14 protein-coding genes are annotated in these 15058 nt (G+C 72.0%); 10 read left to right on the forward strand and 4 right to left on the reverse strand.

The annotated features are described in order from the left end of the window. The first annotated feature begins 40 nt into the window (after window positions 1-40). Complete coding sequence (locus ACFWOG_RS04825; RefSeq protein WP_380354852.1) at window positions 41-331, forward strand: hypothetical protein; 291 nt, start codon at window positions 41-43, stop codon at window positions 329-331. A 115-nt stretch (window positions 332-446) separates the two neighbouring features. Next, on the forward strand, window positions 447-779 hold the full coding sequence (locus ACFWOG_RS04830) for a hypothetical protein (RefSeq protein ID WP_355404867.1): 333 nt from the start codon (window positions 447-449) through the stop codon (window positions 777-779). A gap of 196 nt (window positions 780-975) precedes the next feature. Here the strand turns inward: ACFWOG_RS04830 and ACFWOG_RS04835 are convergent, their stop codons facing one another. Continuing rightward, window positions 976-1383 (reverse strand): RidA family protein, encoded by a 408-nt coding sequence (locus tag ACFWOG_RS04835; protein ID WP_380354855.1) that lies wholly within the window; start codon window positions 1381-1383, stop codon window positions 976-978. A gap of 141 nt (window positions 1384-1524) precedes the next feature. Between ACFWOG_RS04835 and ACFWOG_RS04840 the strand changes: the two genes are divergently transcribed. Both ACFWOG_RS04840 and ACFWOG_RS04845 read left to right on the forward strand, forming a co-directional pair. After that, complete coding sequence (locus ACFWOG_RS04840) at window positions 1525-1905, forward strand: helix-turn-helix domain-containing protein (protein WP_329875970.1); 381 nt, start codon at window positions 1525-1527, stop codon at window positions 1903-1905. 172 nt (window positions 1906-2077) lie between these two features. Then, the gene (locus ACFWOG_RS04845) at window positions 2078-3271 is read left to right on the forward strand and encodes a serine hydrolase domain-containing protein (RefSeq protein WP_380354858.1); all 1194 of its coding nucleotides are present in this window, start codon (window positions 2078-2080) and stop codon (window positions 3269-3271) included. A 969-nt stretch (window positions 3272-4240) separates the two neighbouring features. Here the strand turns inward: ACFWOG_RS04845 and ACFWOG_RS04850 are convergent. Next, window positions 4241-5272 (reverse strand): Lrp/AsnC family transcriptional regulator, encoded by a 1032-nt coding sequence (locus ACFWOG_RS04850; protein WP_380354861.1) that lies wholly within the window; start codon window positions 5270-5272, stop codon window positions 4241-4243. A gap of 163 nt (window positions 5273-5435) precedes the next feature. Here ACFWOG_RS04850 and ACFWOG_RS04855 point away from each other — a divergent pair, with 163 nt between their 5' ends. Next, window positions 5436-6623: a M20 family metallopeptidase gene (locus tag ACFWOG_RS04855; protein ID WP_329875968.1), complete on the forward strand. Its 1188-nt coding sequence runs from the start codon at window positions 5436-5438 to the stop codon at window positions 6621-6623. Window positions 6624-6655: 32 nt separating this feature from the next. Next, the gene (locus ACFWOG_RS04860; RefSeq protein ID WP_329875967.1) at window positions 6656-6982 is read left to right on the forward strand and encodes a nuclear transport factor 2 family protein; all 327 of its coding nucleotides are present in this window, start codon (window positions 6656-6658) and stop codon (window positions 6980-6982) included. A 518-nt stretch (window positions 6983-7500) separates the two neighbouring features. On the opposite strand, the gene ACFWOG_RS04865 is transcribed toward ACFWOG_RS04860, so the two are convergent. After that, window positions 7501-7785: a pyrimidine/purine nucleoside phosphorylase gene (locus ACFWOG_RS04865; RefSeq protein WP_380354864.1), complete on the reverse strand. Its 285-nt coding sequence runs from the start codon at window positions 7783-7785 to the stop codon at window positions 7501-7503. Between the two features lie 603 nt (window positions 7786-8388). On the opposite strand from ACFWOG_RS04865, the gene abc-f reads away from it, so the two are divergent. Then, entirely contained in the window at window positions 8389-10023 is a 1635-nt protein-coding gene (abc-f, locus tag ACFWOG_RS04870; RefSeq protein WP_380354867.1) for a ribosomal protection-like ABC-F family protein, read from the forward strand. Window positions 10024-10482: 459 nt separating this feature from the next. Here the strand turns inward: abc-f and soxR are convergent, their stop codons facing one another. Further along, window positions 10483-10947 carry a redox-sensitive transcriptional activator SoxR gene (gene soxR / locus ACFWOG_RS04875; protein ID WP_329875964.1) on the reverse strand — a complete coding sequence of 155 codons (465 nt, stop codon included), beginning with the start codon at window positions 10945-10947 and terminating at the stop codon, window positions 10483-10485. Window positions 10948-11043: 96 nt separating this feature from the next. Between soxR and fdxA the strand changes: the two genes are divergently transcribed. The 3 genes from fdxA to ACFWOG_RS04890 all read left to right on the forward strand — a co-directional run bounded on the left by fdxA (window position 11044) and on the right by ACFWOG_RS04890 (window position 15025). Then, the gene (fdxA, locus tag ACFWOG_RS04880) at window positions 11044-11367 is read left to right on the forward strand and encodes a ferredoxin (protein ID WP_329875963.1); all 324 of its coding nucleotides are present in this window, start codon (window positions 11044-11046) and stop codon (window positions 11365-11367) included. Window positions 11368-12330: 963 nt separating this feature from the next. Beyond that, window positions 12331-13626, forward strand: a complete 1296-nt coding sequence (locus ACFWOG_RS04885; RefSeq protein ID WP_380354870.1) for a peptidoglycan-binding protein — start codon at window positions 12331-12333, stop codon at window positions 13624-13626. A gap of 283 nt (window positions 13627-13909) precedes the next feature. After that, complete coding sequence (locus ACFWOG_RS04890; RefSeq protein ID WP_380354872.1) at window positions 13910-15025, forward strand: YncE family protein; 1116 nt, start codon at window positions 13910-13912, stop codon at window positions 15023-15025. Window positions 15026-15058: the final 33 nt, after the last annotated feature.

The raw sequence follows: 15058 nt of genomic DNA on the forward strand, positions 1-15058 counted from the left end.
GCCGCGCGCGCCGTCGACCGCCCGACCCCTGAGAGACCCTGTGCGCCTGATCTTCGCCCACCCCGATGACTTCCCCCACTACGAGCACGTCGAGGAACTCCTCAACGACGAGTTCGAGACCACCCTGCTCCGTACGGACGTGTCCGACGACCTGTGGATCGAGCTGATCAGCTACGACGCCGGACAGGGCGTCATCGTCTACGGCGCCGCCCGGTTCGGGCCCTACTCCCGCTACGTCGAGGAGGCCGACACCCGCGAGGAGGCCGAAGCGCGGTACGAGGAGATGGTCCGCGAGGCCGCCGACGAGGAGGCTGCCGCGCAGCCGGGCTGAGCCGCGTTCCGCCGCCAGGTACGCGGGCGTGTTGGACATGCGGTTCGTAGACGAATGTCCACTAGTCTGCGTCGACGAAGTGACTGGTGACGTCACAGCGACGAGAGGACCGACCATGGTGAAGAACTACGCGGATCTGCCGACGCCGGAGTCCGTGCGCATCATCGACTTCGACGAGGCGAAGGCCGTCCCGGGGATCGTTCCGGGCACCTTCATCCTGGTCGTCAACGGCGTCATGCCCTACGTGAACATGACGGTTCGTCTCTCGCCGCTGGTCTACATCGAGCGTCCGGAGTACTGGGGCATCGAGGTCATCGGCTCGCTGCCCGGCATCGGGCTCCCCGCCACCACCCCGTACACGGTCTCCCTGCCGCTGGACGGCATCCTGGGGACCAGGGGAATCGAGGTGATCGGGGCGAACAGGACCGAGCAGATCGCCGTCCCGTAGCAGGCCGGGCACCGAAGGCGTTCTCCGCCGGGCTCGCCTCCGCGCCCTCGGCCGTGCGTTCGTGACCGCTCCCGGGCCTGGTGCCGGGGCGGCGCGCCGTACCGGTCCCGCGCCCCGCCGCCGGAACCGGTGCCCCGTTCGACCGCTCCGCACCCGACAACGATCCGCACACGTCCGGCGGTTCGGAAGCGCCCGATCAGTCGATGACGGCCGTGGCCTCGATCTCGACCAGATGCTCGGGGACGTCCAGCGCCGCGACACCCAGCAGCGTGCCCGGCGGCACGGGCGTGACGCCCAGCTTCGCGGCCGCCCGGGCGATCCCTTCCAGGAGCAGGGGCACCTTGTCGGGGGTCCAGTCGACGACGTAGACCGTCAGCTTCGCCACGTCGTCGAAGGAAGCACCGACCCCGGCCAGGGCCGTGCCGATGTTGAGGTAGCACCGCTCGACCTGAGCGGCGAGGTCGCCGTCGCCGACCGTGACCCCGTCGGCGTCCCATGCGACCTGTCCGGCGACGAAGACGAGCTTCGAGCCGGTCGCGATCGACACCTGCCGGTAGACGTCGATCTCCGGCAGTCCACCGGGGTTCACCAGGGTGATGGCCATGCTGCTGTCTCCCTCGCCAGGGGCGCCCGCGGTCCGAGGCCGTCGAGCCACGATGCGTCCGCTCTCTTGTGGTTACTTGGGAACCGTAGGAGAGTGTGCGCTGACATGGAAGAACGCACTTTTCGGTGACTGAGGAACCTCATGGTGACCAAGCAGTTCACGGGCTCGACCGACAACGCAGACCTGCGGCGGGCCGACTCCCTGGCGCGGGAGATCTTCTCGGACGTCGCCAACAAATGGGCGCTCCTGATCATCGAGTCCCTCGGGGAGCGCACCCTGCGCTTCGGTGAGCTGCGGGACACGGTCGAGGGGATCAGTCACAAGATGCTCACCCAGAACCTGCGCATGCTGGAGCGCAACGGCCTGGTCGAGCGGACGGTGCACCCCGTCGTGCCGCCACGGGTCGAGTACACCCTCACCGAGCCGGGCCAGGCCCTGCGAGTGACGATCGACGGGCTGTGCGACTGGACCCACCGCTACCTCGGACACATCGAAGCCGCCCGGCACCGCTCCGACGGCTGACGCGCGACCTGCCGGTCGCCGTCGCGCGGCCTGCGGCCGCTCGGCCGGTACGACTCGGCCGGGCGGGTCACGGCAGGGGCCCGACCGTTTCCCCGGCCCGCGAACGGGTGATCCCTCTCCGGCCAGAGCGGCGGGCGTTCCCGTCGCCGCGACGCCCTCCGGAGGCCCCGCCGTGCCACTGCGCTCCCGCCGTTCGCCGCTCACCGCCCGACCGCGGCCCACCCGCCGTCCAGGGCACGCGGTCACCGCACTGCTCGCCGCCTCGATGGCCCTGGCACCGGCCGCGCCCGCCGCGGCGGAGCCCCGCGGCGACGACCGCGAGCTTCGGGCCCGCCTGCAAGAGCTGGTCGACCGTCCGGACGGCCCGCCCGGCGCCATCGCCGTACTGCGCGAGGACGGGCACGTGCGGGTGCTCCGGGCCGGAGTCTCCGAGGTCGGCACCGGCCGCCCGCCCCGCTCCACCGACCACATGCGGCTGGCCAGCGCGGCGAAGGCGTTCAGCGGCGCGGTCGCGCTGCGCCTGGTCGACTGCGGGCTCCTCGGACTGGACGACACGATCGCCGACCGGCTGCCCTCGCTGCCGGGCGACTGGGGAGCGGTGACGCTCCGTCAGCTGCTCCATCACACCAGCGGGCTGCCGGACTACAGCATGGCGCAGGGCTTCGTCGACCTGATCGTCGCCGACCCGCACCACGTGTTCGACTCCCAGCACTTGCTGGACTTCGTCGCCGACGAGGACCTGGAGTTCACCCCCGGATCCCGCTACCAGTACTCCAACTCCGACAACATCGCCGTCGCCCTGATGGCCGAGGCCGCGACCGGGCAGCGCTACGAGGACCTGCTGGCCTCCCAGGTCTACCGGCCGCTGGGGCTCACGCAGACCAGCCTCCCCTCCGGGTACGAGCTGCCCGAGCCCTACCTGCACGGCTACGCCGTCCAGCCGCCCGACCCGCCGGAGGACGTCAGCACGCAGTTCGGCGCCTCGGGCGCCTGGGCCTCGGGCGGCCTGGTGTCCACTCCGAGGGACTTCAACACGTTCGCGGCCGGGTACGCGGGCGGCCCGCTGATCAGCGACGAGACCCGGCAGCAGCAGCGGGCCTTCATCGAGGGCGCCTCCGAGCCCGCCGGCCCGGGCGCCAACCGTGCCGGGCTGGCGATCTTCGAGTACACCACCCGCTGCGGCGTCGTGCTCGGGCACACGGGCAACACCGCGGGCTACACGCAGTTCGGCGCGGGCACCACGGACGGGCGCCGCAGCCTCACCGTCTCCGTCACCAGCCAGGTGAACCAGCGGGTCAACCCGGACCTGCTGGCCCACCTGCGCGCCGTAGAGGAGGACTTCGTGTGCGCGCTGCTGGCCGACTAGAAGCTGCCCTGCGGCTCATGTGACCGGCTACTCATCCACCCATCGTTCCGATCACGGGTGGGGCCCTGCGCGCGAGCTGCTGGTGCTGTTCCTTCTGTGCCCGGTCGGGCTCTCGATCGCGGCGGGCGACCAGGGCGGGGTCGTCCAGGTGATCCTGGGGTGGTTCTGCGGCTGGCTGATCGCGGGGTTCGGTGCTGCCGTGCTGTTCGCGGCGCGGTCGGCGTGGCGGGAGCGTCGGCTGCACCTGCGGGGCATCTCGGTGGTGGCCGAGCTGACCGAGCAGGAGCTGGTCGACGTCCCGGACCAGGAGCCGCCGCATCACCAACGGATGCGTCTGGCCTGCGAGTTCACCCGCCTCACCCGCCACGGCGGCCGGGGTCGGCCTGATCGGGCTCGCGGTGGCCGCTCCGTTCGCCGTCCTGTCGTGATCGGACGCCTCGATGCCTCCTCCTCGCCGGCCCGCGCGGCTCGACGAGGACGCCTCGACCATGTCGCCCCCGCGCGCGGGCCGGCCGGGGAACTTCGACGCTGCCCGTCCGGGCAGTGGGCGCTTCGTGGGCGGCCGAACCGGCCTGGTTGGGCACGGGTACTGCGGAGCCGGGGCCGGTGGGGCTCCGACCGTGGGTCGCCGCAGGCGCGGGCAGTCCCGGTTGTACGCCGGGGCAGCCGAACGGGGCTGCGCGGCCGTTACTCGCCGGTGTTCGGAGACGGCGCGTCAATTCGACTGTGAGTCTTCCGGGGAGGTGCTCCTGCCCGTGGAGGTCGGAGAGCAGCCGTCCGCCGACTGTCGGCGGTGGGGCCCACGCGCAGCCTGCCGTCCGGCAGGTACGTCGGCGGCCCCGACACCTCGGTCATGGCCGGGCCCCGCCGTCCGCGGCACCCTGTGGCCCGTTCCGAACGAGGTCACGGCCCTCCCGACGGGGGTGCGCCCCAGCGCGGGAGTGCCCTGCGAGGCGGCGGCCGAGACCGTCAGCGGACCGGCACCGGGTCCCGCCAGATGTCCATAGGGACGGCGCGGACCGCACGTCCGTCCGCGTCGAGGATCCGGCCCATCCGTTTCACGGTACGCAGCGACACCCGGCGATCTGCCACCCGCAGGTCGGGGAACCGGCGGGTGAGTGCGGCCTCCAGCCGCTGGACGTCGGCGAGGGAGCGCTGCCAGACGGAGAGGACGAGGTTGTGCGCGCCGGTGACGGACACGCACAGCCGGACCTCGGGGAGTCTGGCGAGCTGGGGGCCGACCTCGTCGAGCCGGTCCGGGGGAAGGTCCGCCCGGAAGGTCGTCATGACCGGTCGGCCGGCGTCGCGGGCGGCGATCTCACAGCGGAAGCGGATCGCGTCGGAGGCGGCCAGCCGGTCGAGGCGGCGGCGCAGCGTGGACGGGCTGAGCCCGGTGGCGGCGGCCAGCTCGGCTTGGTCGAGGCGGCCGTCGACGCCCAGTCTGATGAGCAACTCTCGGTCTTCCCGACGGACTTCAGCTCGTACGGCGGGTGGTGGCCCGTTGGCCGCCGGGTGATCGTCGTGCAGTTCCACGCGCTGGGCGGGGTCCAGCGAGTCCAGCCTCCAGCGGATCCCCTCGGCGTAGAAGCCGGTCGCCAGGTGGGTGCGGACGGCGTTGACCCCGGGGAGGCGGCCGAGCCGTTCGGCGGTGTACCGGGAGACCGCCGCCAGGTCGGTGAAGGCCGCGGTGACGACGAGGTCGCAGCCCTGGGAGAGATGGTCGATGCTCATCACGTGCGGGTCCTCGGCCAGGTCGTCGGCGATCTGGCCGAGCCGGTCGGGAGCGCAGTCGAGGTCGAGGTAGGCGACGCACCCGGGGTCCTCGGGGTGCGGCAGTCCGTAGGCGGTGACCCAGGCGATCCCGGCCTCCGAGAGTCGGCGCCAGCGGCGGGCGGCGGTGACCGGACTGATCCCGAGGGTCTGGCCGAGCAGCGACCAGGGGGCCCGGGGCCGCAGCTGCATCGCGTTCACCAGGGCGAGGTCGAGCTCGTCCGCGGTCACGTCGGAGCGGGTCACCGTCGACTGCCGGTGGATTCGTGCATCGAAGGGCCTCTCGTGGCGTGATCCTGCGAAATGACGGGAAACTCCCGCCGAAAGAACCAGAATCACGGAGCAGATCGCTCTGCACAAGTTCCCGCCACGCGCGGGCTCGATGGAGGTACCTGTGTCCCTGCACGACGATGCTCTCGGTCTGGCCCCGGACCTGGTCCGGCTCCGCCACGACCTCCACCGGTTCCCCGAGTTGGGCCTCGCCCTCCCCCGCACCCAGGAGCGGGTGCTGAGGGCCCTGGACGGACTGCCGCTGGAGGTGAGCCTGGGCACCTCACTGAGTTCGGTCACCGCGGTGCTGCGCGGCGGACGGCCGGGGCCGGCGGTGCTGTTGCGCGCCGACATGGACGGTCTGCCGGTCACCGAGAAGGCCCCGCTGCCGTTCGCCGCCGACAACGGCGCCATGCACGCCTGCGGACACGACCTGCACACCACCATGCTCGCGGGCGCCGCACACCTTCTGGCGGCACGGCGGGAGCAGCTCCACGGCGACGTGGTCTTCATGTTCCAACCCGGTGAGGAAGGCTGGGACGGCGCCGGAGCCATGCTGGCCGAGGGCGTGCTGGACGCGGCGGGCAGGCTCCCGGTCGCCGCGTACGCGCTGCACGTGGCATCGGCCCTGCCGCACGGGGAGTTCAGCTCCCGGCGCGGTCCGATCCTGGCCGCCTCCGACGCGCTGAACGTCACCGTCCACGGTGCGGGCGGCCACGGCTCGGCGCCGCATCGGGCCAAGGACCCCATCCCGGCGGCCTGCGAGATGGTCACCGCCCTGCAGACCATGGTGACCCGCCGTTTCGACGTGTTCGATCCGGTGGTGATCACCGTCGGGCTCCTCCGGGCCGGCACCCAGCGCAACATCATCCCCGAGACCGCCCGCTTCGAGGCGACCGTGCGAACCTTCTCCGCCGAAACGCGGTCGAAGGTGGCCGACGTCGTGGTGGAGCTGGTGGAGTCCATCGCGGCCGCCCACGGTCTGCGGGCGGAGGTCGAGCACCGCTTCGAGTACCCGGTGACCGTGACCGACGGAGCCGAGACCGACTTCCTGGCGGACACCGTCCGGGAGGTCTTCGGCGAGGAGCGCTTCCAGACGATGGCGAACCCGATGACCGGGGCGGAGGACTTCTCCCGGATACTTGCCGCCGTTCCGGGATCGTTCGCGTGGCTCGGCGCCGCCCCGAAGGGGATTGACGACCCCGCCGACCTGCCGCTCAACCACTCGCCCTACGCGGAGTTCGACGACGCGGTGCTCCCCGACGGGGCCGCGCTCTACGCCGAACTCGCCACCCGCCGTCTCGCGGCCTGAACCCGTTCGCCCAGGAAGGAACAATCACGCACATGTCCGACCCGCGCGACGTGGTCGAGCAGCAGCTCGCCGCCTACAACAACCACGACATCGACGCCTTCGTCGCCACCTACGCCGAGGACGTCACGGTCCACCGGGCCGACGGAAGCCGGCTGCGGGGCCGGCAGGCCCTGCGGGACAAGTACGCCGGACAGTTCGCCGAGGGCCGCTGCCGGGCGGAGATCGTGGGGCGGCTCGTCGAAGGCGACCGGGTGGTGGACCACGAGATCGCCCACGGGCTGGCCGACGGGCCGGTCCGCGTCCTGGTGGCCTACCGGGTGCGCGGAGGCCTGATCGACCGCGTCGACTTCCTCAACTGAGCAGCATCGACCCGCACCGGTGGCCCGGCGCAGCACCCCCGCTGACCCACCCACCCACGAACCCGACCTGATCCGACCTGATCCGACCGGCCAGAAGGTCACCGGCTCCGCGCAACCGAGCCGGCGGCCGGACGTACGCCCGGTCGGCAGAACCGCCGGTCGGTAGATCACGGAGGTGCCACCCGTCGCGGAGATTGCGCGTCGGCGAGACGTCCTGTCACCGCTGCCCGGGAGGTGGAGGTCAACGAGTGGGGAATCCACGGCCTGACCGGTCGGGCGCGGCCCACCGTCCCCAGCCCCCTTGGCGGCGGTTACGCCGTACCGGCCCGCCGGCCCATCCGGATTCCGGGCGGCCTCACGCACTGCGGCGGCGGGCACACGGATGCCCGGTGTGCGGCGGTCAGGAGACGGAGACGGGGGCGGGCGAGCGTGCTCGAGCGAGGGTTGGAGGCCGGGTCGGCCGCGCTGGAGCGCTCCCGGCCTCCGGCGCCCCTCGCCCATCGGCGACGGTCTCGGCGTCAGTCGCGGTACTCGCAGAGGTAGGCGGTCTCGACTGCGGCCTTGACCTGGAACCTGCTGTCGGCCGGAACGTTGAACCGGTCACCGGCCTTGAAGGTCTCCCACTGCTCGGAGCCGGGCAGCTTCACGGTGAGGGCGCCGGAGACCACGTGCATGATCTCCCGCTTCGCGGTGCCGAACTCGTACTCACCCGGTGCCATGACGCCGACGGTCGCCGGTCCTTCCTCCGCGGTGAAGGCGATCGACTTGACCGTGCCGTCGAAGTATTCGTTGACCTTGAACATGGGCGTCCTCTCGGAAAAAAGGGCAGGCAAGGGCAGCCCGCGCGTCGCGGGCCGGATCTTGGTGAGGGAAGGCTAAGGGTAGCGGCCGCCCTTCCCCACGCAGAACGCGGCTGCCGCCTTCCGCCGACCACGAAGCCCGAGGACACCATGGGCGGCTGCGGACTCCGGGACCGCTCGCGCGGGATCGCCGTCTCGGCTGTCCCGTCGTGGTCAATGCGTTCCAGAAGGAGGCGCCCCGGAGGGCCGGCCACCTCTCCGGCCGGGCGCAGTGGTGGGCCTCCGCACAGATGTGAACACCGTCAAGGCATGCCGGCATCGCACTCCGCACCTGCCAATGAGCCGACACGGAATGGCCGCTGGAAATACCGGCAGACGACGAACGACACCTGCTAGCCTGCGTACGACCTGAAATCCGAGTGATCGAGGAGTGGCAGACGTGGCGGGTGACGACGACATCTCCGGGTGAGATCCGGATCTGACGGCCACCGGCCGGTGCTTCAGGAGCGCCGCAGCCGAGGTGGTCTTCTTCGTCGTGCCCCTTTCCCGTATCTGCCCGGGGCAGAGCTCCCAGTCCTGCCCTCAGTCTCTTTCGAGGTCACTTCCATGTCCGACGCCGCCGTCATCTGCTCGAACGTCTCCTTCGCCTGGCCGGACGACACCCCGGTCTTCCACGACCTGTCCTTCACCCTGCCCACCGGGCGGACCGGCCTGGTCGCCCCCAACGGCTCCGGAAAGAGCACCCTGCTCAAGCTGATCGCCGGAGAACTCCAGCCCGCGACCGGCGTGTTGACCGTCAGTGGCAAGCTCGGCCACCTCCGTCAGAGTCTCCCCCTGACCGCCGACCTCACGGTCGCCGAGGTACTCGGCATCGCCGACATCGTCCAGGCCATCGACGCGGTCGAGTCCGGCGACGTCGACGAGGAGCACTTCGCCGTCATCGGCGACGATTGGGACATCGAGGAGCGCACCCGCGCCCAGCTCGACCGGCTCGACCTGGCTCACCTCGCCCTGGACCGCAGCCTGAGCACGCTCAGCGGCGGCCAGATCGTCTCCCTCGGCCTCGCCGCCCAACTCCTCAGGCGCCCGGACGTGTTGCTGCTCGACGAACCGACCAACAACCTCGACACGGAGGCCCGGCACAAGCTCTACGACGTGCTGGCGGACTTCAACGGCTGCCTGCTGCTGGTCAGCCACGACCGCGCGCTGCTCGATCGCATGAACCACATCGCCGAGCTCAGCAGCGGCGAACTGCGTTTCTACGGCGGAAACTTCACCGCGTACGAGGACGCGGTGCGGGCCGAACACGAGGTCGCCGAGAAGAACGTCCGCAACGCCGAGCAGGAACTGAAGCGGGAGAAGCGGGAGTTGCAGCAGGCCCGCGAACGCGCCGACCGCCGTGCGAGCAACGCCGCCCGCAACCTCAACAACGCCGGCCTGCCCCGTATCTTCGCCGGCACCATGAAGCGCGGCGCACAGGAGTCCGCGGGCCGGGCGGGGCAGATGCACGCCTCCCGGGTCAACGAGGCCAAGGCCCGGCTCGACGAGGCCGGGCGCGCCCTGCGCGAGGAGCAACGTCTCTCCCTGGACCTGCCTGACACCCAGGTACCCGCCGGGCGCAACCTCTTCCTCGGCGAGGGGTTGCAGGTGCGCCACGCCGGCCGGCCCGTGTTCGCCGACGGCGGTGTCCACCTGAACATCCGCGGCCCCGAGCGCATCGCGCTGACCGGCCCCAACGGCGCGGGGAAGTCCACCCTGCTGCGGCTGGTCATCGGTGACCTCGCCCCGGACGACGGCCGGATCACGCGCAACGACGGCCGGATCGCCTACCTCTCGCAGCGCCTTGACCTGCTGGACCTGGACCGCACGGTGGCGGAGAACTTCGCCGCGTTCGCCCCCGAGCGGCCCGAGGCGGACCGGATGAACCTGCTCGCCCGCTTCCTGTTCCGCGGCGCCCGGGCCCACCTGCCGGTCGGCGTACTCTCGGGCGGCGAGCGACTGCGCGCCACCCTGGCCTGCGTGTTGTGCGCCGAGCCGGCCCCGCACCTGCTGCTCCTCGACGAGCCGACCAACAACCTCGACCTGGTCAGCGCGGGCCAGCTCAAGAGCGCGCTCAACTCGTACCGGGGCGCCTTCCTGGTGGTCAGCCACGACGAACGGTTCCTCGCCGAGATCGGGGTCAACCGCTGGCTGCGGCTCGCCGACGGAGCACTCCGGGAAACGGGAGCCCCTGCGGTGTGAGCCGCCGACGTATCGGGCCGGTCGGGGCCGGCCAGGGCGGTTGCGCCGGTGCGGTACGGCGACCCGGTGGCGGCGGCCGGCGGGCGGGCGGGGGGGGGGCGCGGGGCCCCCCCCGGGGGGGCCGCCGGGGGGCAGGGGGGGGGGGGGGACCGCGGGGGGGGGGGGGGGGGGGGGGGGGGGCCCGGGGTGCCCCCCCGCCCCCCCTCCGGGGATGCCGACGGTGCAACTGGTCGAAGGGCTGACCGGTCAGGTGTGACTCAGCACGCGTCTCGCCACGTCACTCCGGTGAGCCTTGTGGCGCCCGGAAGCAGGCGGGTATACGCCGTGGTCGAGACCGTCTCAGGTGGTGCTGTCACGAGCCTCACGGAAGGAGTTCTCCTGCGTGGGCGTGGAGACGGGCAGGTACAGCCGGCCCCGCCTGCGCGGGGAGGACAGGAGTGGACCTCGACCCGGAACCCCTCACAGACGCCGGGGTCCGACACCGTCCTCGGCGAGTGCGTCGCCGGGGTTCAGCAGGGCGCAGGCCTTCATCGAGAGGCAGCCGCAGCCGATGCACCCCGTGAGTTCGGCCTCCAGCCGTTCGATGGTCTGCCGGCGCTCCTCCAAGCGGCGCTTCCAGCCGCGCGAGGCGCGCTGCCACTCGTGATGGCTCGGCGGCCGGTCGAGCGGCACGTCTGCGAACGCCTCCTGAAGGTCCTGCAGCGGGATGCCGATCCGTTTCGCCACGGAGATCAGTGCGACGCGGCGCAGCATGTGCCGGGGGTAGCGGCGCTGGTTGCGCTCGTCGCGCTCGGAGGCGATCAGGCCGAGTTCCTCGTAGAACCGCAGGGCGGACACTGCCGCCCCGGTCCGCGCGCTGACCTCGCCGATGCCCAACCAGTCGTCGGGAGTGGCCCTGGCGTCGCCGGGCTGGTGGGTCGCCATGCATCGCCTCCTCTTGACCTCAAGCTTACTTGAGGCCCTACGGTCGGCCGTGCCAGAGCGGCGAACAGCACCGACCCGGAGAGGACGGCAGCCCCGATGACCTATGTGATCGCCCTGCCCTGCGTGGACGTCAAGGACAAGGCATGCCTGGACGAGTGCCCCGTCGACTGCATCTACGAAGGGGAGCGGATGCTCTACGTCCAACCCGACGAGTGCATCGACTGCGGTGCCTGCGAGCCGGTCTGCCCGGTCGAGGCGATCTACTTCGAGGACGACACCCCGGATCCGTGGCAGCCGTTCAACACGGCGAACGCCGAGTTCTTCACCGACCTCGGCTCCCCCGGTGGCAGCGCGAAGCTCGGCCTGATCAAGAAGGACCACCCGATGGTGGCGGCGCTGCCGGTCCAGGACACCGCCTGACCGACCGGGAGTGGGCGCCGTGTGCGACCCGGCGCCCTTCCGTCCGAGCTGGGGAAGCCCGGGAAGGCGGCTTGAGAAGTCGCGCAGACTGGCCTGTTGCGCACACAAAGGGGCGGGGGTTCGCTCAGATCGCCGAAGCAGTCACCGAGGCTCGGGGGGTGGCGGAGATGAGAGCTTCGCGAGGTACTCGCGCTGCCGCGGCCAGGGCGCGACCCGGCGGCAGTCACCGTCACCGTGGTCGATCGCTTCGGCCGGGCCGGGACACATGCGGCCCGCGCGACGGGCAGGTCGTTCGCGAAGTCCGCGATCGGACGATCCTGGTAGTCACTTGCGGTGGTCAGGCCGGATCCCGCCGCAGGCCATCGCAGATGCGCGGGCGACGGGATTGCCGCCGACCAACGGGAAGCGACCAACGGGAAGCGGGCGACGGGAAGCGGGCGGTGGGCTCCGCAGGCGGCCCGAGGGCAAACGAGTCGATTCGGGACAGTCAGTCCTGACGCATCATCAGAGCCTTTTCCCCCGAAGGCGTTCAGGCGTCTCAGGATAAATCTGACGGTGTCTCACTGAGCAGGTCCACGGCCTGAGACGCTCCGTGAAGTCTCAAAGATCCGGACGCCCCTCGACCCGTGGATCACCGCCGGGTCAGAGTTGTCGCCATCGGGCGGGGAGACGGCCGGACGGAAGCCATCGGCACCCGTCCGTACGGACGACGAGTACGGACGAACCCGCGTGGTGAACCGAAAGGCACCTGCACGCGCCCGTTCCGCGCCCCGTACGGCACGCCCGCGGGCCGTACGGCCGGACCACCGGCGGCCGAGAGCGCCTCAGCGGCCCGGCCGCCGGTGGCCCCTCGGCGCCGGCCTCGAACCGCCCCAGGACGTGACGCCGCCGACCGGTGGACCCGTCACGTCCTCGCCCACCCGTCCCGGGCTTCCCGGGCGAACGAGAACGAGAGGCAAGTCCATGTCCGTAACGAACCTCCGCCCACCCACCCGGGCTCCCGGCGCCCGGCTCACCTCGACGGCGCTGGCCCTGGCAATGATCCTCTTCGGCCTCCTGCTCGGCCCCACCGCGGGGCAGGCCCACGCGGTGGACGTCCGGCTGCTCCAGCGCGACCTCGCTGGGCTCAGCTACGCCCCGCTCAGCGGCGTCGACGGCGTCTACGGCTCCCAGACCACCGACTCCGTGCGGCACTTCCAGCGCGACAACGGCCTGTCCGTGGACGGCGTCGCCGGGACGAACACGATGACCGCGCTGCTCGCCAAGGTGAGGCAGGTCCAGGCCAAGGCCGGCGTCTCGGCCGACGGCGACTACGGCCCCGCCACCATCAACGCGGTGCGCAGCTACCAGAGCGCCCGCCACCTGGAGGCCGACGGCATCGCCGGCCCGCAGACCATGGGCGCGATGAACATCGACCGCATCACCTCCAGCGGCACCGGCAGCAGCAACGACACCCGGCTGCTCCAGCGCAACCTGACCGGTCTCGGCTACCTGGGCGAGGGCGGTGTGGACGGGGTCTACGGCCCCGCCACCAAGAACGCGGTGCTCTCGTTCCAGAGCGACAACGACCTCTCGGTCGACGGCATCGCCGGGCCGCTGACCAACGCGGCTCTGACCGCCAAGGTGAAGCAGGTGCAGGGCAAGGCGAACACGCCCGCCGACGGCGACTACGGCCCCGCCACCATCAACGCGGTGCGCAGCTACCAGAGCGCCCACGGCCTGGAGGCCGACGGCATCGCCGGCCCGCAGACCATGGCGTCGATGGGGATCCCCCGCGAGCTCGGCGGCGGCACCCCGGGCGGCGAGAGCGGCGGAACCCCCACCGTTCCCCCGCTGGACGGCAGTGTCCGCGACAAGATCGTCCAGGCGGCCCGCTCCCAGCTCGGCGTCCACGAGTGGGGCAACAACTGCAACCCGTACGGCCCCTGCGTGGCCTGGTGCGCCCTGTTCACCAGCTGGGCCTGGCGCCAGGCCGGCGTCAACTTCAGCACCGCGTTCAGCGGGGACTTCTACTACTACGGCCGCAACCACGGCACCCTGCACAGCGGTCTGAGCAACCCGCAGCCCGGTGACGCCATCGTCTTCGGCACCGGTCCGCAGAACACCAGCACGAGCGTCCACGTCGGCATCATCGAGAAGGCCAACGCCGACGGCACCGTCGACACCATCGAGGGCAACTCCAGCGACCAGGTGATCCGCCGCCACTTCTCCCCGGCGGCCCGCGGCGCCTACGCCATCATCTCCCCCGCGGGAGGCTGACCGGCGCGCTTCGCCGCCCTGCCTCCGGACGCGACCCGCGCCCGGAGGCAGGGCGCCGCTCGCGGTGCGGAGACCGGCCACGGGCACCGCGGTCCCGCTGTGCCGACGGGCCGGCGGCGGATCACCCCGCGGGCGCGGCTCCCGGCGGAGGCGTCGGGCCGGCCCGACATCACCCGTCGAATTGGCCTGATGATGCATCAATAACTATGCACCCATACCGAGTTCGTCCCGTAGCGTTTGCCTTCCACTGCGGGGACCCGCGGTGTCCGAAGGGGAGGGTTGAATGAACTCGCTTGCCTCGAAGGCTCGTTGGCTGGGTTCCCTGGCCGCCGTGGGGGCGCTGCTGCTCACCGGGTCCGGCTCCGCCGGCGCCGTCACGGGCCCGTCCGACGGGCCGGTCCCGGGTGTCCCGCGGACCGTCGAACTGGACTCGTCGCCCGCCTCGGTGGCGGTCGGCCCGGACGGGCGCAAGGCCTACGTCGCGGTGAAGGACAGCATCGACGGCGCCAAGGTGAAGGTCGTCGACACCCAGAGCGGGGCGATCACCGCAGTGGTGACGCTCTCCACCGGACTCGGGGCCGGTCCCGGCCCGGTCGCGGTCAGCCCCGACGGTTCGCGCGTCTACGTCTTGTTCTCGACCGCCCGCAGGGCACCGCTGTCCACCCTGGCCGCCATCGACACGGCCACCGACGCCGTGGTCTCCAGCACGGCGGTACCGGACCAGCCCCGGCCCGAGGGAACCCTCCCCGGGGCCCTCACCTCACTGGCGGTCAGCCCCGACGGCGCCAGGGTCTACGTCGGCCAGAACGGGCCGGCCCGCTTCCACCGCCCGGCCGAACCGAACGCCCGGATCCTGTCCTTCTCCCCGCAGCAGCAGGACTTCACCACCGCCGTGCCGGTGCCCGGCCGCTACCTGGGCTCGATCGTCACCCTGCCGGGCGGCGCCGCCGCGTACGCCGCCACCGACGAGAACCTGGTCCACCTGGACACGAGCACCGCGACCCCCGCCGTGGCCGGGGCCGTCGCCGCCCCGATCGGCGCCGTACCGAGCCTGGCCCTCTCCCCCGACGGCACGCGGCTCCACGGCGTGGGGAGCAGCGGCACCGGATACGCCGTCGACCTCGCCACCGGCACCCTCACCACCCTCGACATCGCCCCGGGCCAGTGGTTGCAGAACCCGTCGGTGGGCGCGGGCGGCACCCGGCTGTACCTCGTCCAGCAGGACCTCACCGGCACCGACGGCGCGGCCTCGGTCCTCGCCCTGGACACCGCGACCAACACCCTCGTCCCGGGCGAGGGCATCACCGGCCTCACCTGGGTGACGGGCCTGGCCCTCGGCCCCGACGGCCACACCTTCTACCTCACCGCCGGCTCCGGCCTGCAGATCATCAGCCTCTGACCGGACCCCGGCCCGTGGCCGGGGCGCCGGCGG

It is taken from the genome of Kitasatospora sp. NPDC058406, assembly GCF_042722765.1.
Classification (GTDB): domain Bacteria; phylum Actinomycetota; class Actinomycetes; order Streptomycetales; family Streptomycetaceae; genus Kitasatospora.

Coding starts and splice junctions, on each gene's coding strand:
- ACFWOG_RS04830 (WP_355404867.1), top strand. CDS start 447: ATGGTGAAGAACTACGCGGATCTGCCGACGCCGGAGTCCGTGCGCATC.
- ACFWOG_RS04860 (WP_329875967.1), top strand. CDS start 6,656: ATGTCCGACCCGCGCGACGTGGTCGAGCAGCAGCTCGCCGCCTACAAC.
- soxR (WP_329875964.1), bottom strand. CDS start 10,947: ATGGCGACCCACCAGCCCGGCGACGCCAGGGCCACTCCCGACGACTGG.
- ACFWOG_RS04835 (WP_380354855.1), bottom strand. CDS start 1,383: ATGGCCATCACCCTGGTGAACCCCGGTGGACTGCCGGAGATCGACGTC.
- ACFWOG_RS04840 (WP_329875970.1), top strand. CDS start 1,525: ATGGTGACCAAGCAGTTCACGGGCTCGACCGACAACGCAGACCTGCGG.
- ACFWOG_RS04865 (WP_380354864.1), bottom strand. CDS start 7,785: ATGTTCAAGGTCAACGAATACTTCGACGGCACGGTCAAGTCGATCGCC.
- fdxA (WP_329875963.1), top strand. CDS start 11,044: ATGACCTATGTGATCGCCCTGCCCTGCGTGGACGTCAAGGACAAGGCA.
- ACFWOG_RS04890 (WP_380354872.1), top strand. CDS start 13,910: ATGAACTCGCTTGCCTCGAAGGCTCGTTGGCTGGGTTCCCTGGCCGCC.
- ACFWOG_RS04885 (WP_380354870.1), top strand. CDS start 12,331: ATGTCCGTAACGAACCTCCGCCCACCCACCCGGGCTCCCGGCGCCCGG.
- abc-f (WP_380354867.1), top strand. CDS start 8,389: ATGTCCGACGCCGCCGTCATCTGCTCGAACGTCTCCTTCGCCTGGCCG.